Genomic DNA, 23,176 nt, shown 5'->3' on the forward strand with positions numbered 1-23,176 from the left:
CCAGTGTGAAAGTAGGTTATCGTCAGGCTTGTTATACGCAGTAAGAGAAAAACCCGTCAAGCAATTGGCGGGTTTTTTTTCGTCTGTGCTTTTGTGTCGGTGGCTGTCGGCTTACGCGCGCGGCGCTAAGCCGACCTACGCCGACCCCCATGGCGACAGCACAAGCTCATGAGTTTGCGGCATGGAGGGTCTGACCCCGGCTGTTCATCAGCTGCCAATGCAACAGACGAAAAAAAGGCAGCGCCGCGCGCTGCCTTTGTCATTTATCAAACCAATTAAAAGTGATAAGCGACTTTGACGTTCATGTAATTGACGCCGCTGTTCGGTTTCTTGTAGCCGCCGTTCGAGAAATGCTGGATTTTCGCAGCGACTTCCCATTTGTTATTGAAGACATACCCGATGCCGATATGGTCGCCGAACTGGAAGTGGGTCGACAGGCGGTTATCGTCGTTATCGTACAGCTTGGACAGCATGTGCACGCCAATGCCGCCTTCCGCGTAGAAGCCCAGTTTATTCGTGTTTTCAAAGCGGAAGACAGGAGTAAAGCCCAGGTCCCACAGTTTTTGATGCTGGCCAGGGACGTTGCGATAGCTCTTGCCATCCCAGCCGCCGATGCTGGCATCCCAGTAACCGCTCAGCTGCGTGCCATTCGATACAAACCAGGCTTTATCCCAGTTCGAGGTCACACCAGCACGCAACATCTGCACTTTGACGCCCTTGGCATATTCGCCGTAGACGGAGTCGATCAGTTTGTCGTCGGCGGCAAAGCCGGCGTTGGCCGCCATCAGCGCGGTGACGGCGGCGATGGATTTGAGGAGATTCTTCTTGAAGAACATAGAGGCTTTCATCGTAAAATTGGCCGTTAGGCTTGTCTTGTTTGTACAGGCACCTTGCTTTGCATGCCGCTCTCGCCACTTGTTGATCTCAGGGGTTCAATTGACATTCTCTACAAAAATCGCATTTCTTGGTATCGGTCTGATGGGGGATCCGATGGTCCGGTGCCTGCTACGCGCTGGATATTCTGTCACAATTTGGAATCGCACGCACAGCAAGGCCGAAGTCCTGCGTGCGGCAGGGGCGCAGCCGGCCGTTTCCGTGGCTGAGGCGGTCAATGGCGCGGACGTGGTCATCTCGATGCTGGAAGCCGGTCCCATCGTGGCGCAGGTGCTGCAAGAAGCGCTGCCGGCCCTGGCAACTGGCGCGATCTGGATCGACATGAGCTCCACCAGACAATCAGAAGCCCAGCAATTCCATGCCACTCTGCACGCCGCTGGCCATGGCTTCATCGATGCGCCCGTGTCGGGCGGCGTCGGCGGAGCGCAGGCGGGTACCCTGGCCATCATGGCCGGTGCCAGCGCCAGCGATTACGCGCGGGTTGAATCGATTCTGGCGGCCATGGGGCGCCCGACTCTGGTGGGGCCGGCCGGCAGTGGCCAGGTTGCCAAGCTGTGCAATCAGCTGATCGTCGGCGCGACATTGACTATCGTGGCGGAAGCCTTGCTGCTGGCCCAGGCGGCCGGCGCCGATGCGAGCGCCGTACGCGCCGCTATTCGTGGCGGTTTTGCGGAGAGCAAGATTTTGGAGGTGCATGGCCAGCGCATGCTGGAGCGCAACTTTGTTGCCGGTGGCCAGGTGAAAAGCCAGATCAAGGATATGCACAACATCCTCGCCGCAGCCGAGGCGGCCCACGTCACCTTGCCGGTGACGCAACTGGTGACGCAGCGCTATGAAACCCTCGCCACCAGCCACCCGACGGCAGACCATGCGGCGGCCTTGCTGGCCCTGGAAGCGTTGAATCCGGGTCAGCGTTTGGGCACTGGTCCGGATAAGCTGAGCTGAATCAAGCGACGGGCAGGCTCGCTTCGGCCAGCTTGACCCAGAAACTGGCGCCGATCGGCAGCAGATTGTCGTTGAAGTCGTAGCTGCCATTGTGCAAAACGCACGGACCCAGGCCGTGGCCGCCATCGCGGTGCTCGCCATCGCCATTGCCGATGAAGATGTAACAGCCGGCCTTTTCCTGCAGGAAAAACGCGAAATCTTCCGCGCCCATCGTTGGTTCGACATACGCGTTGACCTTGTCCGCGCCCACCACGCTTTTCATCACGTCGACGGCAAACGCCGTTTCCTTCGCATGGTTGACCAGCGGCGGATAGTTGCGCTTGAAGTGGAAATCGACTTCCGCGCCAAATGCGGCGGCCGTGTGCACGGCGATGTCGCGCATGCGCTCTTCGATCAGGTCCAGCACGGGCGTGGTGAAGGTGCGCACGGTGCCGACCAGGCTCGCGTCATCGGGAATCACGTTGGTGGCGCTGCCCGCATGGATTTGCGTGATCGACAGCACGGCCGTGTCGAGCGGACTCTTGTTGCGCGTGATGACGGTTTGCCAGCTTTGCGCGATCTGCACGGCCACCATGACGGGATCGATGCCCTTGTGGGGCTGGGCCGCATGCGCGCCCTTGCCTTTGACGGTGACGTGGAATTCATTGCTCGACGCCATCATCGGGCCTTCCACCACGCTCAGGGTGCCTGTTTCCGCGCCCGGCCAGTTGTGCATGCCGTAGATGGCATCCATGGGAAAGCGGGTAAACAAGCCGTCTGCTATCAGTTCGCGCGCGCCGGCGCCGCCTTCTTCCGCCGGCTGGAAGACGAGGTAGACGGTGCCGTCGAAGTTGCGGTGCTGCGCCAGGTAATGGGCGGCACCCAGCAGCATGGCCGTGTGGCCGTCGTGGCCGCAGGCGTGCATCTTGCCCGGGTGGCGCGAGGCATGCTCGAAGGTATTCATTTCCTGCATGGGCAAGGCATCCATGTCGGCGCGCAGGCCGATGGCGCGTGTCGACGTACCATTTTTGATGATGCCGACCACGCCAGTGCGGCCCAGGCCGCGTACCACGGGAATGCCCCATTCCGTCAGTTTGGCGGCGACCACGTCCGAGGTGCGCTGTTCTTCGTAGCACAGCTCGGGGTGCGCATGCAGGTCGCGGCGGATACCTTGCAGTTCGGATTGAAACGCCAAGATCGGATCAACTAGTTTCATGGGACTCTCCTATGGATGCTGGCACGCGGCAATGTATGGCGCGCCGGACCGCGCTTGTTTGATCAAAAACAGACGCGGCTAATAATGCATTGTAGCCCTTGTTTGCGGGGTAAATCCAGCGCACGGACCAGCTTGCCCTGACGCCAACAGCAAGCGCGCGGAATGGTTTACAGTATCGCCTTCCCCCAACGTTTTTGGATTACCCGATGACCACCACCCAAGTGCGCGCCGCCTGCCCGCTCGATTGCCCCGATACCTGCGCCTTGCTGGTCACCGTGACCGATGGGGTGGCCACCGCCGTCAAGGGCGATCCCGACCACCCGACCACGGCTGGCGTGCTGTGCACCAAGGTATCGCGCTTCACGGAACGCACCTACCATGCGGACCGGCTGCTGCATCCGCTGCGCCGCGTGGGCAAGAAGGGGGAAGGCAAGTTCGAGCGCATCAGCTGGGAAGAGGCATTGCAGACCATCGCCGCCCGATTGAAACCGATCGCCGCACGCAATCCGCAGGCGATCTTGCCGTACAGCTACTGCGGCACCATGGGCCTGGTGCAGGGCGAATCGATGTCTTCGCGTTTCTTCAACCAGCTCGGCGCTTCCCTGCTGGACCGCACCATCTGCGCGTCGGCCGGCGCCACGGGCTACCGCTACACGGTGGGCGCCAGCATCGGCACGGACCTGGAGCAGTTCCAGAACGCGAAATTGATCATCATCTGGGGCGGCAATCCCATCGCCTCGAACCTGCACTTCTGGATGCGCGCGCAAGAGGCCAAGCGCAACGGCGCCACCCTGATCGCCATCGACCCTTACCGTTCGCTGACGGCAGAAAAATGCCATCAGCATATCGCTTTGCTGCCGGGCACCGATGCGGCCCTGGCGCTGGGTTTGATGCATGTCTTGATCACCGAAGACCTGGTCGACCATGATTACATCGAACGCTACACGGTCGGCTACGCTGCCTTGAAACAGCGCGCTTTGGCGTGGCCGCCTGAACGCGCGGCCGAGGTGTGCGGCATCACGGCCACGGAAGTGGTGGAACTGGCGCGCCTGTACGGCCACGCTTGCCGTTCCGGCGAGGGCGCCGCCATCCGTGCCAACTATGGCGTGCAGCGCGTGCATGGCGGCGGCATGGCCGTGCGCAATATCGCCTGCCTGCCGGCCCTGACGGGTGCCTGGCGCCATCCGGCCGGCGGCATGCAGCTGTCGAGCTCGGGTTCCTTCCCCGTCAACCGCAAGGCCTTGCAGCGCCCCGACTTATTGAAAGGCACGCCGCGCACCATCAACATGAGCACTATCGGCGACGATTTATTGAAAGAAAGTTCCGCCGAGTTCGGTCCGCAAGTGGAAGCCGTGATCGTCTACAACTCGAATCCGCTGGCCGTGGCGCCCGATTCGTCGAAAGTGGCGCAGGGTTTTGCCCGCGAAGATTTGTTTACGGTCGTGCTCGAGCACTTCCAGACCGATACCGTCGATTACGCCGACATCGTGCTGCCCGCCACCACGCAGCTGGAACACGTCGATGCGCATTCCACCTACGGCCATTTGTACATGATGGCGAACAATGCGGCCGTGGCGCCGCTGGGCGAAGCGAAGGCGAATACGGAAATCTTCCGCCTGCTGGCCCAATACATGGGCTTTGATGACCCGTGCTTCCAGGAAAGCGACGATGCGCTGGCGGCCAAGGCCTTCGATGCGACGGATGCCCGTGCCGTGCATTTCGACTGGGAATCGCTGAAACGCACGGGCTGGCAAAAGCTGGCCATGCCCGAGGCGCCCTTTGCCGAAGGTGGTTTCCCCACGCCATCGGGCAAGTGCGAGTTGTATTCCAGCGCCATGGCGCAGGCGGGACTCGATCCCTTGCCGACCTACATTGCGCCGCACGAATCGCCAGCGAGCAATCCCGCGCTGGCGGCGCGTTTCCCGCTGGCCATGATTTCGCCGCCGGCGCGCAACTTCCTCAATTCCACTTTTGTGAACGTGAAAAGCCTGCGCGCGGCCGAGGGCGAGCCGCACCTCGATATCCACCCGGACGATTGTGCCGCGCGCGGCATCGCGGCCGGCGACATGGTGCGCATCTTCAATGACCGCGGCAGCTTTGTCGCCAGGGCCAGGGTCACGGACAAGGCGAGACGTGGCCTGGTGGTGGGCCTGTCCGTGTGGTGGAAAAAGCTCGCCAGCGATGGCAAGAACGCCAATGAAGTGACGAGCCAGCGCCTGACGGACATGGGCCGCGCGCCCACCTTTTATGACACGCTGGTCGAAGTGGAAAAGGTTGCCTGACATGGCGCGCTGGCCGGCCCGTCTGCTTGTCGGCATGCTGTGCCTGCCGCTGGGCGGCTGCACGCAGCTGCGCTACTACACGCAGGCGGCGCAGGGGCAATATGCGCTGTGGTCCGGCGCGCGCCCCATCGGTGACTGGCTCGATGACCCGGCTACCGAACCGAGCCTGAAAGTGCGCCTGGCCAAGGCGCAGCAGATCCGCCGCTTTGCCGTCAGCGAACTGGATTTGCCGGACAATGGCAGCTACAAGAATTACGCGGCCCTGCGGCGCCCGTTCGTGCTGTGGAACGTGGTGGCCACGCCGGAATTGTCGCTGCAGCCGCTGCAATGGTGTTTTCCCATCGCCGGCTGCGTCAGTTACCGCGGCTATTACAGCAAGGATGAGGCGCTCGCGTATGCCGACGAGCTGCGCGCCCAGCATTACGACGTGCAGGTGGGCGGCGTGCCCGCGTATTCCACCCTGGGCTGGTTCGACGACCCGCTGCTGTCGACCTTTATCAACTACAACGATGCGGAACTGGCGCGCCTGATTTTCCATGAGCTGGCGCACCAGGTGGTGTATGTGCCCGGCGATTCGGCCTTCAACGAATCGTTTGCCAGCGCCGTGGAAGAGGCGGGCGTGCAGCGCTGGCTGGCGCGCGAGGGCAATGACGCGATGCGCGCGTCGTACGCCCAGTATGCGGCGCGGCGCCAGGATTTTCTGGCCTTGCTGCTGAAGTATCGGGGGGAACTGGACGCCGTGTATGCGAGCGACGCCAGCGATGCGGACAAGCGCGCGCGCAAGGCGCAGGTGTTTGCAGCATTGAAAGACGCGTATCAGGTGCTCAAGCAAAACTGGGGCGGTTTTGCCGGTTACGACCGCTGGTTCGAGCAGCCATTGAGCAATGCGCACCTGGCTTCGGTGTCTACCTACAATGAATTTTTGCCTGCCTTCAAAAAATTGCTGGAAGAAAAAAAGAACTTTCGTGCTTTTTATGCTGCAGTGCACACAATGGCCCAGCTCAAGAAGCCCGAGCGCAGGTATGCGCTGGAACAATTGTCCAGCCCCTGACCCGTAAAGATTGTCCAGTACGCCGAGGCAAGCGATTCGGTAACAGCGTATTTATCATGCTGCAATGCAGCATAAAAAGGCCTTAGAGTTGCTGCTCGAATACTGTTGAAAGCGCTTGCATGGAAGCGCGGCGCCCGATAGCATCGCATTAGTAGCATAGAGCAATTGCTCGTCAGAATGCTCAAACTGACTGCAGGACGACAGAATCCGCAGCGATGATCCGCGTCGGCAAGATGCGCCGGCTCCCCCACGATTATTCGAGACAAGAGGCACAGGATGGAAAAAATTTGGCTGAAGTCGTATCCTTCCGGCGTCCCCGCCGACATCGATCCTGATCAATATCGTTCGCTGGTGCATTTGCTGGAAGAAGCGTTTCAAAAATATGCGGATCGCAATGCCTATGTCTGCATGGACAAATTTCTCACCTATGCCGAACTAGATACCTATTCGCGCCAGCTGGGGGCCTTTCTGCAAAGCCGTGGGCTGAAGAAGGGGGCCAGGGTGGCCCTGATGATGCCGAACGTGCTCCAGTATCCGGTCGCGATCGCGGCCGTGCTGCGCGCCGGCTACACGGTGGTCAACGTCAACCCTTTATATACGCCGCGCGAACTTGAGCATCAGCTCAACGATTCGGGCAGCGAAGCGATCATCGTGCTGGAAAATTTTGCCCATACGGTCGAGCAAGTATTGAGCAAGACGGCCGTCAAGCACATCGTCGTCGCCAGCATGGGCGAAATGCTCGGTGGCTTGAAGGGCATGATCGTCAATTTTGTCGTGCGCAACGTCAAGAAGATGGTGCCCGCGTATTCCTTGCCGAACGCCATGCGTTTCAAGCAGGCGCTGGCGCTGGGCAGCCGCATGAAGCTCACGCCCGTCGAGCTGAGCATCAACGATCCCGCTTTCCTGCAATATACGGGCGGCACGACGGGCGTGTCGAAAGGCGCGACCTTGAGCCACCGCAATGTGATCGCCAATGTGCTGCAAAGCGAAGCGTGGTCGGGCGCGGCGCTCGACCAGAACAGCAAGGAACAGATGATCGTCGTCTGCGCCTTGCCGCTGTACCATATCTTTGCCCTGACGGCCTGCGCCATGTGGGGCACGCGCGTGGGCGCCCTGAATATCCTGATCCCGAATCCGCGCGATATTCCGGGCCTGATCAAGGAACTGGGCAAGTACAAGTTCAACCTGCTTCCGGCGGTCAATACGCTGTATAACGCGCTGGTCAATCATCCCGATTTTGCCAAGCTCGATTTCTCGGGCTTGAAGATCGCTAATGGCGGCGGCATGGCGGTGCAGCAAGCCGTCAACGACAAGTGGCTGCAGGTGACGGGCGTGTCCATCATCGAAGGCTATGGCTTGTCGGAAACGTCGCCCGTCGCCACCTGCAACCGCGCCGACAGCACGGCGTTTTCCGGCACCATCGGCTTGCCCGTGCCATCGACCGATATCGCCATCCTCGACGATGACGGCAAGGAAGTACCGCTGGGCCAGACGGGCGAGATCGCCATCCGTGGCCCGCAAGTGATGAGCAGCTACTGGAACCGTCCCGATGAAACGGCCAAGGTCATGACACCGGACGGCTATTTTAAATCGGGCGACGTGGGCATCATGGACGAGCGCGGCTACGTGAAGATCGTGGACCGTAAGAAAGACATGATTCTCGTCTCCGGCTTCAATGTGTATCCGAACGAAGTCGAAGCCGTCATCGCGGCCCATCCGGGCGTGCTCGAGTGCGCGTGCGTGGGCGTGCCCGATGAACACTCGGGCGAAGCCGTGAAAGTATTTGTCGTGCGCAAGGACCCGAACCTGACCCAGGCCGTGCTGGCCGCGTATTGCAAGGAGCAGTTCACGGGCTACAAGCGGCCGAAATACATCGAATTCCGCGATGAACTGCCGAAGACCAACGTCGGCAAGATTTTGCGTCGCGCCTTGCGCGATGAAACGAAGATAGCAGCATAAACAGTGTGGATGCGCCAGGAGGCGCATCCCTTTTACAGATAAAGATGAGGCGAGATGGACAAGATTTGGTTGAAGTCGTACCCGGACAGCGTGCCCGCAGAGATTGATTGCACGCAATACCGTTCCGTCACGCATTTGCTGGAAGAGTCGTTCCAGAAATATGCGGACCGCAATGCTTTCGTGTGCATGGATAAATTCCTGACCTACCGCGAGCTCGACCAGTTGTCGCTGCAGATGGGCGCCTGGCTGCAAAGCAAGGGGCTGCAACGGGGCGCACGCGTGGCGATCATGTTGCCGAACGTGCTGCAATATCCGGTGGCCATGGCGGCGATCCTGCGCGCCGGCTACACGGTGGTGAACGTCAATCCGCTGTACACGCCGCGCGAACTCCAGCACCAGCTGGTCGATTCGGGCAGCGAAGCGATCATCGTGCTGGAAAACTTTGCCACGACGGTCGAACAGGTGTTGCGGCATACCCAAGTCAAGCATGTGATCGTCGCCACCATGGGCGACTTGCTGGGCGGCTTGAAGGGCACCATCGTCAACTTCGTCGTGCGCAAGATCAAGAAAATGGTGCCTGCGTTCTCCTTGCCGAACGCCATCAGTTTCAACAAGATGCTGGCCGAAGGTGCACGCTTGAGCCTGACGCCGGTGCAGCAGGGGCATGACGATATCGTCTTCCTGCAATACACGGGCGGCACGACGGGCGTTTCAAAAGGCGCGATGCTGTTGCACCGTAACGTGATTGCCAACGTATTGCAAAACGAGGCGTGGATGGCGCCTGTGATGACGCCTGAAATGCGCGCCACCTCGATGGGATTCATGTGCGCCTTGCCCCTGTATCACATCTACTCGCTGACGGTCAGCGCCCTGATGGGCATGCGCGTGGGCGGCTTGAACGTGCTGATTCCCAACCCGCGCGACATCCCTGGTTTCGTCAAGGAATTGAGCAAGCACAAGATCGTCGTCTTCCCGGCCGTCAATACCTTGTACAACGCGCTGCTGAACAATGCTGACTTTGCCAAGCTCGATTTCTCCAGCTACAAAGTGTGCAACGGCGGCGGCATGGCCCTGCAACGCAACGTGGCCGAACGCTGGCTGAAACTGACGGGCTGCCCGCTGATCGAAGGCTATGGCATGTCGGAAACGTCGCCCGTGGTGACGGGCAACCGCGTCGATATCACGGAATTTACGGGCACCATCGGCTTGCCTTTCCCGTCGACGGAAGTGGCTATTCTGAATGACGATGGCGTGGAAGTGCCGCTGGGCGAGCCCGGCGAAATCGCCGTGCGCGGCCCGCAAGTGATGGCGGGATATTGGCAGCGTCCGGACGAGACGGCCAAGTCGATGACGGCCGACGGCTACTTCAAGACGGGCGACGTGGGCGTCATGGACGAGCGTGGCTATGTGAAGATTGTCGACCGCAAGAAAGACATGATCATCGTCTCCGGCTTCAATGTGTATCCGAACGAGGTGGAAGACGTGGTCGCGTCCTGCCCTGGTGTGCTCGAATGCGCCTGCATCGGCGTGCCGGACGCCAACGCGGGCGAAGCCGTGAAAGTGTTTGTTGTGCGCAAGGACCCGAACCTGACGGTGGAACAGATCCGCGAGCATTGCAAACATGAATTGACGGCCTACAAGAAACCGAAATACATCGAGTTCCGCGATGAATTGCCGAAGACGAATGTCGGCAAGATATTGCGCCGTCAATTGCGAGACGAAAAGAAAGTAGCTTAATTCGCCGCCAAGGCCGTGTCCGCACCTACGGCTTGCCGTGGCCTGGCGGGCAGGCCGAAGCAGGGGCGCAGCCAGTGCACTTTGCTGATCAGCAGCGACGTTGCCAACCAGCAAGTCGCCACCGTGCCAGCCAGTATCAGCAACGGTTCCAGCACGGGACCCAGTTTTAACGGCACCAGCCAGTAGGCCAGCAGGATAATCGCGCTCTGGTGCAGTAGGTACCAGGGAAACACGGCCTGGCGCGCCCATGGCAGCCAGGCAAAAGGTTGATTCAGCAAGGTGTGCGACCAGCCCAGGATGGCGCAGATGGCCAGCCACATGTATAGATTGCGCATGGGCCAGGAGCCGAACGCGGCCCAGGTCAGCAGGTTCTCCGAATATATCTGGTCGAAAAACATATACACGGCAAACGCGCCCAGGCCCAGCCACAGCGTATGCCAGCGCAAGCGCGCCAGTTCCGCCCACAATCCCTTGTCATTGCCCAGCCACCAGCCATACAGGAACAGCGTGAAATACATGGCGTGCGCATACCAGTCGCGCACCAGCGCATGGGTTTCCGGATAGCGCATTTTGAGGAAGACCATGGCCGCCAAGGGTGGCAGGGCAGGCAGGACGAGCAGATGCCATCCGCGCAAGCGCTGGAACCGGGGGCGCAGCGCCGCCAGCAGCGGCTGCAGCGCCACCAGTACGATGATGTACAGCAGCAAGTACACGAGATACCACAGGTGGTTCCAGGTAAAGCCATATTGCCAGCCATCGAAGGCGCCTGCCGGCCAGGCATGGCCGCCAAAGTAATGCAGCAGGAACCGCCCATATCCAGGCTCGACCAGGCCCTTGCTGACCCCTTCGCAATACGGCTGGATGGGAATGATGACGGCCATGCCGAACAGCAGCGGCAGCAGCAGCCGCTTGGTCCTGCGCCACAGGAAGGCGCCGCGCGAGGCCTGCGTCATCATGGCGCACGAGACGCCGGAGATGAGGAAGACGATTTCCATGCGCCAGCGGTTGAGGAAGATCAGCGGCATGTTCAAGGCATCGGTGGCGTAGCTGCTGTGCATGTGAAAGTGCCATCCATCCATGTACAGCAGGGCAGTGTGATAGACAATCAGCAGGCTGAAGACGAGAAAGCGCAAGGCATCGATATCGTGACGGCGGGAGGCTATGGTCATGATCGTGGGCGAGTGGTGAAGGAAGCCTCAGCATAGGCAGCGACGGGGCAGCGTGCCAGCGAAATGGGACCAGCGGACGGCTGGCTGGGACGAATGGATCGCCTGGGACGGGTGTGTGACCTTACAATCATGTAACTCATTCAAGCCCCGAAACCATGCACATCGCTTCCACTGACCTGTTGCAACGTTATCAACGCTGGCGCCGTGTGGCCGAGCCGGGATTCTGGATCGTGCTGTATCTGCTGCAGGCCAGCGTCAACAGCTGGCTGGTCTGGCTGGACCTGCGGCGCGCCGGCGTCAATACGCCGTTCTGGGAAGTGGCCGTGTGGGAGTGGAGCAGCAATCTGGTACTGCTGGCGCTGGTGCCCGTGGTCGTGCTGGCGGGACAGTACCGGCCGCTGCAGCTGGTGTTCCAGCGCCAGAACCTGCGCTGGCACCTGGCCGCGTCGGTCGCCTACAGCCTGGCGCACGTGGCGGCCATGGTGGCCTTGCGCAAGCTGGCGTACTGGAGCGCCGGCAGCGCTTACGATTTCGGTCATTGGTGGCGCGAGTTGCCGTATGAATACCTGAAAGATGTGCGTGCTTACTTCCTCGTCCTGCTGGCGGTGGGCTTTTACCAGTTGCTGCTGATGCGCTGGCAAGGCGAGGCGACCTTGCTGGGCGAGCCCGATGAAGGACCCGCCGTGGAACCGGTGCAGCAGCCGGAACGTTTCCTGGTGCGCAAGCTGGGCAAGGATTTTCTGTTGCCTGCTCTTGAGATCGAATGGATACAAGCTTGGGGCAACTGTGTGAACCTGCATGTGCGCGGGCACGATTATCCGCTGCGTTCGACCATGGCCGCCATCGAGCGCCGCCTCGATGGCAAGCGCTTTGTGCGCGTGCACCGCAGCTATATCGTCAATCTGGATTTCGTGCAGGCCATCATACCGCTGGAATCGGGCGACGCGCGCGCCGTGCTGTCCACGGGCGGCGAAGTGCCCGTCAGCCGGCGCTACCGCGACGCCTTGAAAAGCGTAGCTTAGCTGCGTTGCAGGCCCACCTTGCCGTCCTGCACGGTGAAGCTGGCCAATGTCGCGATGCCGGATGTGTTGTCGCGTACATTTTCCAGGCCCTGGAACAGAGCCGTGCTTTTTTCTGGCGTGATCTCCAGCAACATATAGCCGCGCTTGTCGCTGCGTCCGTAGCGGATGTGCGGGTTCATCGCCACGTACTGGTCGGTGCGCGCCTGCGGGCGGGAACTCGACGTGATCGAAGTGCCGCAAAACTCGGTCGCCAGCACGGGATTATCCTTGCCGGCGGGCCGCATGGCGTTGCGGCTCAGTTCCGTCGCATAAAAAGTGTGCACGTCGCCCGACAACACCAGCGGGTTGCTGGCCTTGCTGCTGCGCAAGGCGTCGAGCAGATGCTGGCGCGCCATGGGATAGCCGTCCCAGCCATCAGTCCAGACGCGCTCGTCGCCGGGCCGCACGATGGGTACCTGACTCGATTGCGCCATCAGGGTTTGCTGGGCGAGGATATTCCAGCGCGCCGGGGAATCATCGAGACCGGTTTGCAGCCAGCGCTGCTGTTCCTCGCCCAGCATCGTGCGGTCGGGCTTGAGCAAGTCGGGACAGTTGCGCGTGGTGACGGAATTGGAGCCGCCACGGCCCGGTTTGGCGCAGGCGTGGTAGGCGCGGTATTGCCGGTCGTCCAGCACGTGGAAGCGTGCCAACCGGCCCCAGTCGTAGCGCTGGTCGATGCGCATGTCGACAAAGCCGCGCCGCCCCAGCGGCAGCAGGCGCAGCGGCATGTGCTCATAAAACGCCTGGTAGGCGGCCGCGCGGCGCTGCAGGAAGGTGGGCGTGAGCAACTCGTCGCGGTCGTTGCCGTAGTCGTTGGCCACTTCATGGTCGTCCCAGGTGACGATCCACGGCGCGGCCAGGTGCGCGCCCTGCAAGTCGCGGTCGCTCTTGTATTGCGCGTAGCGGGCGCGGTACTCGTCCAAGGTAAAACTTTCATGCGTGCGCACGGCCCGGTCCGGGTGCTGCAGCTGGTACGGCCCCCACTCATAAATGTAATCGCCGAGGAAGGCCACGAGGTCGGGCGCCGCCGCCGCGATGTGCCGGTGCGCCCCATACGCGCCGAATTCCCAGTGCTGGCACGAGGCGACGGCCAGTTTCAGCGAGGCAGGCATGGAGGCGGGTTCGGGCGCCGTGCGCGTGCGGCCCACGGGGCTGACGGCGTCGCCCAGCATGAAGCGGTACCAGTACCAGCGTCCGGGCGCCAGGCCGCCCGCGTCGACGTGCACGCTGTGCGCGAGGGCGGGCATGGCCGTCGCTTGCCCCTTGGCGGCGATGCGCCGGAAAGCCTCGTCTTCGGCCACTTCCCAGCGCACGTTCAGGGCGATGGCGGGCGTGGCGGCTGCGTGCAGCGGGTCGTAGCAGATGCGCGTCCACAGCACGACGGCGTCGGGCAAGGGCGAGCCGGAAGCGACGCCGAGCGCAAACGGATAAGCCGTGCCGTTCAGGCGCGTGGCGGCGCCGGCGCTGGAACCGGACAGCACAGTGCCGGCCGCGGCCAGCGCCGTGATGCGCGCAGCGCTCAGCAAGAAGATGCGGCGCTGGCTATCCATGGTGTGGAATGATTACGACAATCAAGACGCCAATAAGGTCTCGATCGGCGGCACCTTGCGCGGCTTGCGGTCGGAGTCCGTCGCCACGTAGATCAGGGTCGCCTCCGTGACTTTTACGATGCAGGCCTGCAGGCGGTTACGCTCGGCATACACCTCGACATTGACGGTGATCGACGTATTGCCCACCTTGACGATGTCGGCGTAGAAGGACAGAAGATCGCCGACGAAGACGGGATTTTTGAAGACGAAGGAATTGACGGCGATGGTGGCGACACGGCCGTTGGCGCGCCGCGTGGCCGGCAGGGAGCCGGCGATATCGACTTGCGCCATGATCCAGCCGCCGAAGACGTCGCCGTACACATTGGCGTCGGACGGCGCGGGCATCATGCGCAATTCCGGCATTTTTCCGGCGGGCAGGCCGGAGGCGAGGCAGTTGTCGGGACGGTCTGGGGAGGTGCTCATCTTTTATTCTCATGAAAGGCTACAATTGCTGCGATTGAACCATAAAAAGCCGACCTTCGCCATGCGCCGTTCCCAGACTCCCCCTCCGCCCCGCTCGCCAGCTTCCGCCAGCCACAGCGATTTCGCCACCATCAAGACCTTGCTGCCCTACCTGTGGGTCTACAAATGGCGAGTATTGCTGGCGCTGCTATGCCTGGTCGGCGCCAAGCTCGCCAACGTGGGCGTGCCCCTGATCCTGAAAAAACTCGTCGACGCCATGACGATCACGGCCGCGCATCCGCAAGCGCTGCTGGTGCTGCCCGTGGGCTTGCTGGTGGCCTACGGCTTGCTGCGCCTGTCGACCACCTTGTTTACGGAACTGCGCGAATTCCTGTTCGCCCGGGTCACGCAGCGGGCCGTGCGCACCATCGCCCTGCAAGTGTTCCGCCACCTGCATGCGCTGTCCCTGCGTTTCCATTTGAACCGCCAGACGGGCGGCATGACGCGCGATATCGAACGGGGTACGCGCAGCGTCGGCTCGCTCATTTCCTACACCCTGTTCAACATCCTGCCGACCCTGGTGGAAATCACCCTCGTGCTCGGCTATCTGGTCTTGCATTACGACATCTGGTTCACCGTGATCACGGCGGTGGCGCTCGTGTCGTACATCGCGTTTACCGTGCTGGTGACGAACTGGCGCACGCATTTCCGCCGCACCATGAACGACCTCGACTCGAAGGCGAATACCAAGGCCATCGATTCGCTGATCAACTATGAAACCGTAAAATATTTCGGCAACGAGGATTACGAAGCGAAGCGCTACGACGAAGGCTTGCAGCGCTACGAATCGGCCGCCGTGAAATCGCAGACCTCGCTATCCCTGCTCAATACGGGCCAGTCCTTGATCATCGCCACGGCCGTCACCTTGATTTTGTGGCGCGCCACCGTGGGCGTGATCGCCGGCACGATGACTCTGGGCGACCTGGTGCTGGTGAACGCCTTCATGATCCAGCTGTATATCCCCCTCAATTTCCTCGGCGTCATTTACCGCGAAATCAAGCAAAGCCTGGCCGACATGGAGCGATTGTTTTCCCTGCTGAACGAGAACCGCGAAATCGCCGATACGCCGGACGCCAAGCCGCTCGTCACGCGGGGTGCGGCCGTGCGTTTCGAGCACGTGGATTTCAGCTATGAAGCCAAGCGGCAAATCCTGTTCGACGTGGATTTCCAGATCCCCGCCGGCACGACGACAGCCGTGGTGGGCCACAGCGGCTCGGGCAAGTCGACCTTGTCGCGTTTGCTGTTCCGCTTCTATGAAGTCGATGGCGGCGGCATCACCATCGATGGCCAGGACTTGCGCAATATCACGCAGGATTCCCTGCGCGCGGCCATCGGCATCGTGCCGCAGGATACGGTGCTGTTCAACGACACCATCGAATACAACATTGCCTACGGCAGGCCGGGCGCCAGCAAGGAAGCCATCGTGGCGGCAGCCAAAGCCGCATCGATCCATGATTTTATTGAAAGCTTGCCAGATGGTTACAGCTCCATGGTGGGCGAACGGGGTTTAAAACTGTCGGGCGGCGAAAAGCAGCGCGTGGCGATTGCCCGCACCTTGCTGAAAGACCCGGCCATCCTGATCTTCGATGAAGCCACTTCGGCACTCGACTCCAAGGCCGAACAGGCGATCCAGTCGCAGCTGAAGGAGATTGCCAAAAACCGCACCACTTTGGTCATTGCGCACCGTCTGTCGACGGTGGCCGACGCCCAGCAAATCCTCGTGCTCGACCATGGCCGCATCGTCGAGCGGGGCACGCATCCGCAATTGCTGGCGGCGGATGGCCTGTATGCGCAGATGTGGCAACGCCAGCAGGCGAATAGGGACGATGAGGCGGAAGAGGACGAGTTGGCGGGGTTGGCGCCGGCAAAATAAATCAGGAATGGGAAATCAGTAGGAAAAATGCTACAGCCGCGCCGATTCAGGCGCGCGTATAGCGCCTATTTGAGGGCAATCGCAGAAAACGGCTGGTCCGGCGCTGAAAATGAAATAAAATTAATTCCATTGGTGGCGTCTGCACCACAGTTGTTTCGTTCGGAATCGATTCCGTTTGTCCGCCCAGGAGAATTTATGAAATTGACCAAAATCATCGCCACGCTGCTCAGCGTCGGTGTCATCAGCAGCATGTCGCCAGTCCAGGCTCAGGAATTGACCGGCACCTTGGCCAAGATCAAGAAAGCCGGTTCCGTCACCCTCGGCGTGCGCGACGGCTCCGTGCCCTTCTCCTATCTCGATGACAAGCAGCAATACCAGGGTTATTCGATCGACCTGTGCATGAAAGTCGTCACGGCCCTGCAGAAACACCTGGGCATGAGCGAACTGAAAGTGGTGATGAGCCCCGTCACGTCGGCCAACCGCATCCCGCTGATGGCCAACGGCACCATCGACCTTGAATGCGGCTCGACGACGAACAATCTGGAGCGCCAGCAGCAGGTGGCGTTCGCCCCGACCATGTTCGTCATCGGCAACCGCGTGCTGTCGAAAAAATCCTCGAACATCAAGACCCTGGAAGACTTGCGCGGCAAGACCCTGGTCGCCACGGCCGGCACGTCGACCATCAAGCAGATGACGATTTTGAACAAGGAAAAGAACCTGGGCATGACGATTGCCGTCGGCAAGGATCATCCCGAGTCGTTCCTGATGCTGGAAACGGGTCGCGCGGTGGCCGAAGCCAACGACGACATCTTGCTGGCGTCGCAGGTGGCCAACTCGAAGAACCCGAACGACTACGAAATCACCAAGGAAGCGCTGTCTGTCGAACCGTACGGCATCATGCTGCGCAAGGGCGATCCGGCCTTCAAGAAAGTGGTCGACGATGCGCTGATCCGCCTGTACAAGAGCGACGACATCAACCGCATTTATGCGAAATGGTTTACCTCGCCAATTCCGCCGAAAAACATCAACCTGAAATTCCCGATGCCGCCGCAACTGAAGGCCGTGTTTGCCAATCCGACCGACTCCGGTGACCCGGCCGCATATGCGGCCGTACCCGAAGCGCAGAAGACTTCGGACAAACGGAAAAAGTAAAGATTGCGTAACAAACCGGGAGGCGCAAGCCTCCCGATTTATTTGCGGGACGGGTGGCCGGCTGGCCGCTGTCCTTGGGCTGCATGCGAAGGATGATCATGAATTACAACTGGAATTGGCGCATCTTCTGGGAGATTTCTCCCGATGGCGTGGGCACGTATATGGACACCTTGTGGTCCGGCCTGGTCTGGACCCTGGCCACGGCCGGTGCGGCATGGATCATGGCATTGATATTGGGCCTGGTGGTCGGCACCATCCGCACCTTGCCGAATAAATGGCTGGTGGGCATAGCCAATGCCTACGTTGAATTGTTCCGCAACGTGCCGCTGCTGGTGCAAATGTTCCTCTGGTATTTCGTCATGCCGGAATTGCTGCCGCCGGACCTGGGCGCCTGGGTCAAGTCGCTGCCGAATGCACCATTCGTCACGGCCGTACTGTGCCTGGGATTCTTTACCTCCTCGCGCGTGGCCGTGCAGGTGACGACGGGCATCGAGGCGCTGCCGCGCGGGCAGAAACTGGCCGGCACGGCGCTGGGCCTGACCCTGCCGCAAACCTACCGTTTCATTTTGCTGCCGATGGCCGCGCGCGTCATCCTGCCGCCGCTGACCAGCGAATTTTTGAACATCATCAAGAACAGTTCCGTGGCGCTGACCATCGGCCTGATCGAGCTGACGGCCAGCGCGCGCGCCATCCAGGAGTTTTCCTTCCAGGTGTTCGAGGCGTTTTCGGCCGCCACCATCATCTACGTCGTCGTCAACCTGCTGGTCGTGGTGCTGATGCACCTGATCGAAAAAAAGGTCGCCATCCCCGGCTTCATCGTCGCCGGCGCCAAGACGGGAGGACACTGATATGTTCGGTAATTTCGATTTCGATGTCATCTCCCGCTCGTGGGTTTACCTGTTCCAGACCGGCATGGTGTTTACCCTGAAACTGACGGCGCTGGCCATGGTGGGCGGCATCGTGCTGGGCACCTTGCTGGCGCTGATGCGCTTGTCCAGCAACCGCATCATCTCTGGCGTGGCGTCGAGCTACGTCAACCTGATACGCTCGATCCCGCTGGTGCTGGTGATCTTCTGGTTCTACTTCCTGGTGCCGTATATCGCCGCCTGGATCATCGGCGCCAACGAGCCCGTGAAAGTGGGCGCGTTTTCTTCCGCGCTGATCACCTTCATCATGTTCGAGGCGGCCTACTATTGCGAGATCATGCGCAGCGGCATACAGTCGATTCCCCGCGGCCAGGTGTGGGCGGGACAGGCGCTGGGCATGAACTACCGGCAAACCATGGGCAGCATCGTGCTGCCGCAAGCGTTCCGCAACATGATTCCAGTGCTGCTGACGCAAACCATCGTGCTGTTCCAGGACGTGTCGCTCGTGTACGTGCTGTCGATTCCCGATTTCGTCGGTGCCGCCTCGAAAATCGCGCAGCGCGACGGCCGCCTGGTGGAAATGTACGTGTTTGTCGCCGTCGTGTATTTCGTGCTGTGCTATGCCTTGTCGTTCCTGGTAAAACGCCTGCAGAAACGCGTCGCCATCATTCGCTAACCGTAAAAGAAAGAACAAGATGATTGAACTCAATAACGTCAGCAAATGGTATGGCCAGTTCCAGGTACTGACCGACTGCACCACCAACGTCGCCAAGGGTGACGTGATGGTCATTTGCGGCCCGTCCGGCTCCGGCAAGTCGACCCTGATCAAGACCGTCAACGGCCTGGAACCGATCCAGCAGGGGCGGATCATCGTCGACGGCATCACCGTCAACGATCCGAAAACGAATCTGTCGAAACTGCGCGCGCGCATCGGCATGGTGTTCCAGAATTTTGAGCTGTTCCCGCATCTGTCGATCCGCGAAAACCTGACCATCGGCCAGATCAAGGTGCTGGGCCGCAGCGCCGACGAAGCCAATGCCAAGGGCTTGAAATACCTGGACCGCGTGGGCCTGCTGTCGCAGCAGGACAAGTTCCCCGGCCAGCTGTCGGGCGGCCAGCAGCAGCGCGTGGCCATCGCCCGCGCACTGTCGATGGACCCGATCGCCATGCTGTTTGACGAGCCGACATCGGCGCTCGATCCGGAGATGATCAACGAAGTGCTCGACGTGATGGTGGGCCTGGCGCAGGAAGGCATGACGATGATGGTCGTCACGCACGAAATGGGTTTTGCCCGGCGCGTGGCGAACCGCATCGTCTTCATGGACCAGGGCAAGATCATCGAGGATTGCAGCAAGGATGACTTCTTCAACACGACGCGCTCGGACCGCGCGCGCGATTTCCTCGCCAAGATCATCCATTAACCTGCCATCACCTTGAAGTTGAGTACGCATGCCTGACATGAAACACATCGCCGGCGCCATGCTGGCGCTGGGCCTGCTGGCCCATGCCCACGCGGCCGACAAGATCGCCGTCGACATCGCCCTGCGCGACGCCACCCTGATCGACGTGGCCGGTGGCCTCGCCGTCAAGGGCAAGACCGTGCTGCTCAAGGGCGACAGCATCGTCGCCGTCGTCGATGACGCGCAGCTGCGCAGCTACGCGCCGAAGCGGACCATCCGCCTGCCCGGCAAATATCTGATGCCGGGTCTGTGGGACACGCACGTGCATTTCGGCGGCGGCCCGGAACTGATCGACGAGAACAAGCAGCTGCTGCCTTTGTACCTGGCACACGGCATCACCGCGGTGCGCGACTGTTCGGGCGACTTGCCCGACACGGTGCTGGCATGGCGCCGGCAGATCAACGCAGGCCAGCTGGAAGGTCCGACGATCTTTACCTCTGGCGCCAAGCTCGAAGGCCTCAAGCCGCTGTGGAAGGGCACCATTGAAGTGGGCACGCCGCAGGAAGTGACGCGCGCGCTGGACGGCCTGCAGGCGCAGCAAGTGGACTTCGTGAAGATCACGGAAAACACCCTGAAGCCGGAGCTGTACCTGGAAGCCTTGCGCCAGGCGCGCGAACGGGGCATGCGCACCTCGGGCCATATCCCCGTGCAGCTCACGTTGGAGCAGATGGCCGATGCGGGCCTGGGCACGATCGAACATCAATCCTACCTGCTGCGCGCCACCACGCCGCGCGAACAGGAGCTGACGGAGAAGGTGGCCGCCGGCACGATGACGGGCAAGGAGGCCATGCGCGAAAGCCTGCAAAGCTACGACGAGCCGACGGCGCGCAAGGCCTTCAGCTACCTGGCCGCGCGCGGCACGGCCATCGTGCCTACCCTGTGGGGTTCGCGCGTAACGGCGTATCTGGACCGCGAAGACCACACGCACGATCCTGCCCTGCAGTACATCGGCAAGGGCTTGCGCGCCACCTACGACTGGCGCGTGCAGCGCGCCGCCAAGGATGGCCCGGATGCGATCGCCCAGCGCCACGCGCAGTTCGAGCAATCGGCACAGCTGCTGCCCATTTTGCAGCAGCAGGGCGTGAGCATCATCGCCGGCACCGATGCGGGCTTCTTGAATTCCTTCGACTATCCGGGCCAGGCCCTGCACGATGAAATCGGCCTGTACGTGCAGTATGGCCTGACGCCGCAGCAAGCCTTGCAGTCGGCCGTCATCAACGGCCCCCGCTTCCTGGGCAAGCTGGAGCGTTACGGCAGCGTGGCGGCCGGCAAGGCGGCCGACCTGCTGGTGCTCGACGCGAACCCGCTGCAGGACATCGGCGCCACGCGCCAGATCCGCCTGGTGGTCAGCCGTGGCCAGGTATACGACCGCGCCAGGCTGGACCAGATGCTGGCCGAGATCCGCGCCTGGGTGGCGCAGCAGGAGACGGCGCCGGCCAAGTCCTGATGCTCTTCGTTCTTTTTTAGTAAAGACAAAGACGGCCGGTTGATACCGGCCGTTTTGCCGTCTGCCAGCCAGCATACGCGGGCTCTCCCGGCCGGCGGGACGGTCCTGCGGCTGGTAAAATGGCGCTATCCGCAATGACCGCCTGAGAGCAGCCGCCATGTCCACACTCGATCACACCCCAGATTCCATCACCATCACCCGTCCAGACGACTGGCATTTGCACCTGCGCGACGGCGCCGTCATGGCCAGCGTGCTGCCGCACAGCGCGCGCCAGTTCGGCCGCGCCATCGTCATGCCGAACCTCAAACCCCCGGTTACCACCACGGCCGATGCCAGCGCCTACCGCGAGCGCATCCTGGCCGCCGTGCCGGAAGGCGTGAACTTCGATCCGCTGATGGTGCTGTACCTGACGAACAACACCTCGCCCGACGAAATCCGCCGCGCGCAGGACAGCGGCATCGTGCAAGCCGTGAAACTGTATCCGGCCGGCGCCACCACGAATTCCGACCTGGGCGTGACGGATTTGAAGAATTGCTACAAGGTGCTCGAAGTGATGCAGGAAGTGGGCATGCCCTTTCTCGTGCACGGCGAAGTGACGGATCCGGAAATCGACATTTTCGACCGCGAAGCCGTCTTCATCGAGCGCGTGATGCGCCCGCTGCGCAGCGCCTTCCCGGCACTGTCCGTCGTGTTCGAACACATCACCACCAAGGATGCGGCGCAGTACGTGGCCGAAGCGGAAGGCCCGATCGCCGCCACCATCACCGCGCACCATCTGCTGTACAACCGCAACGAGATTTTCAAGGGCGGCATCCGCCCTCATTACTACTGCCTGCCCATCCTCAAGCGCGAAGAGCACCGCCTGGCGCTGATGACGGCCGCCGCCAGCGGCGACGAGCGCTTCTTCCTCGGCACCGATTCGGCGCCGCACGCGCAAGGCGCCAAGGAAATGGCTTGCGGCTGCGCCGGTTGCTACACGGCCCTGCACGCGATGGAAATGTATGCCGAAGCGTTCGAACGGGCCGGCGCGCTCGACAAGCTGGAAGCGTTCGCCAGCTTCCACGGACCGGCCTTCTACGGCGTGCCGCGCAACACGGACACCATCACCCTGCGTCGCGAAAGCTGGACCTTGCCGGCCTCGCTGCCGCTGGGCGACAGCCACGTCATTCCGCTTAACGCGGGCGAGCAGATCAACTGGAAAATGGTCTAAGCGTTCATGCTGCCATCGATAGACTGGACCCGTCCCTGGTTTGCCACGGTGCTGCCGGCGCGACGGCAGCTGGACCTGCAGCGCGACACGGTGATCGCGGCGCTGAACGGACGGGCGCGGGCGCTGGACTTGCGCAATCCCACCGGCCTGCCGCTGGCCTTCGTGCCGCAAGCGGACCTGCCCGAAGGCGTGGCCTACGAGGAGTTCATCGGCGCCACGGGCGGCGTGCCCACGCGTGACAATCTGCACGACTTTTTCAATGCGCTCGTGTGGCTCACTTTCCCGCGCATCAAGCGGCAGTTGAATGCGCTGCAGGCGGCGCAGATCGCCCTGTCCGGCGTGGGAAAATCGCGCGGTCCCGCGCGCGACGGCGCGACGATTTTTGACGAGAATTCCGCCTTGCTGGTGCTGCGCGACAGCGATGCGGGGCGCGCGCTGGAAACGGCACTGCGCGGGCACGACTGGCGCAGCGCATTTATCGCGCAGCGCGAGAAATTTGGCGCGGGCGGCGACGCCGAAGTCTGGCTGTTCGGCCACGCGCTGATGGAAAAACTGGTGGCGCCGCGCAAGGCCATTACGGCGCACACGCGCGTGATCTTTGCCGGCGACGCCTATTTCACGCTGGACGATGTCGCACGCCGCGCCTGGCTCGACGAGCGGGTGGCGCAAGACCTGGCGCAGCAAGGCCTCACGACGGCCGACTTCACGCCGCTGCCGGTGCTTGGTTTGCCTGGCTGGTGCGAAGGCCAGGACGACGATTTTTACAATGACGCGGCGGTGTTCCGCCCGAAGCGCAAGGCAGCAGGCGCAGAAAGAGAGTAGAG

At 61.6% G+C, this 23,176-nt stretch carries 19 protein-coding genes; 14 read left to right on the forward strand and 5 right to left on the reverse strand.

Annotated features, from left to right (window positions below; all coding sequences use genetic code 11):
- Window positions 1–275 precede the first annotated feature (275 nt).
- Window positions 276–848, reverse strand: a complete 573-nt coding sequence (locus JAB8_RS17550; RefSeq protein ID WP_227742064.1) for an acyloxyacyl hydrolase — start codon at window positions 846–848, stop codon at window positions 276–278.
- 106 nt (window positions 849–954) lie between these two features.
- Here JAB8_RS17550 and JAB8_RS17555 point away from each other — a divergent pair, with 106 nt between their 5' ends.
- Window positions 955–1,839, forward strand: a complete 885-nt coding sequence (locus JAB8_RS17555; protein WP_275528105.1) for an NAD(P)-dependent oxidoreductase — start codon at window positions 955–957, stop codon at window positions 1,837–1,839.
- 1 nt (window position 1,840) lies between these two features.
- Here the strand turns inward: JAB8_RS17555 and JAB8_RS17560 are convergent, their stop codons facing one another.
- The gene (locus JAB8_RS17560; RefSeq protein WP_070290795.1) at window positions 1,841–3,034 is read right to left on the reverse strand and encodes a M20 aminoacylase family protein; all 1,194 of its coding nucleotides are present in this window, start codon (window positions 3,032–3,034) and stop codon (window positions 1,841–1,843) included.
- A gap of 206 nt (window positions 3,035–3,240) precedes the next feature.
- Here JAB8_RS17560 and JAB8_RS17565 point away from each other — a divergent pair, with 206 nt between their 5' ends.
- The 4 genes from JAB8_RS17565 (at window position 3,241) to JAB8_RS17580 (ending at window position 10,063) form a co-directional block, all read left to right on the forward strand.
- On the forward strand, window positions 3,241–5,316 hold the full coding sequence (locus JAB8_RS17565; RefSeq protein ID WP_070290796.1) for a molybdopterin oxidoreductase family protein: 2,076 nt from the start codon (window positions 3,241–3,243) through the stop codon (window positions 5,314–5,316).
- A 1-nt stretch (window position 5,317) separates the two neighbouring features.
- Window positions 5,318–6,367 carry an aminopeptidase gene (locus tag JAB8_RS17570; RefSeq protein WP_070290797.1) on the forward strand — a complete coding sequence of 350 codons (1,050 nt, stop codon included), beginning with the start codon at window positions 5,318–5,320 and terminating at the stop codon, window positions 6,365–6,367.
- A gap of 276 nt (window positions 6,368–6,643) precedes the next feature.
- Window positions 6,644–8,326 (forward strand): long-chain fatty acid--CoA ligase, encoded by a 1,683-nt coding sequence (locus JAB8_RS17575; protein WP_070290798.1) that lies wholly within the window; start codon window positions 6,644–6,646, stop codon window positions 8,324–8,326.
- A gap of 54 nt (window positions 8,327–8,380) precedes the next feature.
- On the forward strand, window positions 8,381–10,063 hold the full coding sequence (locus JAB8_RS17580) for a long-chain-fatty-acid--CoA ligase (protein ID WP_070290799.1): 1,683 nt from the start codon (window positions 8,381–8,383) through the stop codon (window positions 10,061–10,063).
- Here the strand turns inward: JAB8_RS17580 and JAB8_RS17585 are convergent.
- A complete protein-coding gene (locus JAB8_RS17585) occupies window positions 10,060–11,232 on the reverse strand; it encodes an acyltransferase (RefSeq protein ID WP_070290800.1) in 1,173 nt (390 codons plus the stop codon). The genes JAB8_RS17580 and JAB8_RS17585 overlap by 4 nt on opposite strands.
- 155 nt (window positions 11,233–11,387) lie before the next feature.
- Here JAB8_RS17585 and JAB8_RS17590 point away from each other — a divergent pair, with 155 nt between their 5' ends.
- The gene (locus JAB8_RS17590; RefSeq protein WP_070290801.1) at window positions 11,388–12,254 is read left to right on the forward strand and encodes a LytTR family DNA-binding domain-containing protein; all 867 of its coding nucleotides are present in this window, start codon (window positions 11,388–11,390) and stop codon (window positions 12,252–12,254) included.
- Here the strand turns inward: JAB8_RS17590 and JAB8_RS17595 are convergent.
- Both JAB8_RS17595 and JAB8_RS17600 read right to left on the reverse strand, forming a co-directional pair.
- Entirely contained in the window at window positions 12,251–13,843 is a 1,593-nt protein-coding gene (locus JAB8_RS17595; RefSeq protein WP_070290802.1) for an alkaline phosphatase D family protein, read from the reverse strand. The genes JAB8_RS17590 and JAB8_RS17595 overlap by 4 nt on opposite strands.
- A gap of 21 nt (window positions 13,844–13,864) precedes the next feature.
- Entirely contained in the window at window positions 13,865–14,230 is a 366-nt protein-coding gene (locus JAB8_RS17600; protein WP_226939493.1) for an acyl-CoA thioesterase, read from the reverse strand.
- Window positions 14,231–14,366: 136 nt separating this feature from the next.
- Here JAB8_RS17600 and JAB8_RS17605 point away from each other — a divergent pair, with 136 nt between their 5' ends.
- From JAB8_RS17605 to JAB8_RS17640, 8 genes are all read left to right on the forward strand, one after another.
- Complete coding sequence (locus JAB8_RS17605) at window positions 14,367–16,217, forward strand: ABC transporter ATP-binding protein/permease (RefSeq protein WP_070291053.1); 1,851 nt, start codon at window positions 14,367–14,369, stop codon at window positions 16,215–16,217.
- Between the two features lie 195 nt (window positions 16,218–16,412).
- Complete coding sequence (locus JAB8_RS17610) at window positions 16,413–17,369, forward strand: amino acid ABC transporter substrate-binding protein (RefSeq protein ID WP_070220709.1); 957 nt, start codon at window positions 16,413–16,415, stop codon at window positions 17,367–17,369.
- Between the two features lie 98 nt (window positions 17,370–17,467).
- Window positions 17,468–18,217, forward strand: a complete 750-nt coding sequence (locus tag JAB8_RS17615) for an amino acid ABC transporter permease (protein ID WP_070220783.1) — start codon at window positions 17,468–17,470, stop codon at window positions 18,215–18,217.
- A 1-nt stretch (window position 18,218) separates the two neighbouring features.
- Window positions 18,219–18,911: an ABC transporter permease subunit gene (locus tag JAB8_RS17620; protein ID WP_070220707.1), complete on the forward strand. Its 693-nt coding sequence runs from the start codon at window positions 18,219–18,221 to the stop codon at window positions 18,909–18,911.
- 19 nt (window positions 18,912–18,930) lie between these two features.
- On the forward strand, window positions 18,931–19,656 hold the full coding sequence (locus tag JAB8_RS17625) for an amino acid ABC transporter ATP-binding protein (protein ID WP_070220705.1): 726 nt from the start codon (window positions 18,931–18,933) through the stop codon (window positions 19,654–19,656).
- 28 nt (window positions 19,657–19,684) lie between these two features.
- Complete coding sequence (locus JAB8_RS17630; protein WP_070290803.1) at window positions 19,685–21,142, forward strand: amidohydrolase family protein; 1,458 nt, start codon at window positions 19,685–19,687, stop codon at window positions 21,140–21,142.
- 157 nt (window positions 21,143–21,299) lie between these two features.
- Window positions 21,300–22,352 carry a dihydroorotase gene (gene pyrC / locus JAB8_RS17635; protein WP_070290804.1) on the forward strand — a complete coding sequence of 351 codons (1,053 nt, stop codon included), beginning with the start codon at window positions 21,300–21,302 and terminating at the stop codon, window positions 22,350–22,352.
- A 6-nt stretch (window positions 22,353–22,358) separates the two neighbouring features.
- Entirely contained in the window at window positions 22,359–23,174 is an 816-nt protein-coding gene (locus JAB8_RS17640; protein WP_070290805.1) for a DUF3025 domain-containing protein, read from the forward strand.
- Window positions 23,175–23,176: the final 2 nt, after the last annotated feature.

The sequence above is a fragment of the Janthinobacterium sp. HH106 genome (assembly GCF_001758725.1).
GTDB lineage: Bacteria > Pseudomonadota > Gammaproteobacteria > Burkholderiales > Burkholderiaceae_D > Janthinobacterium.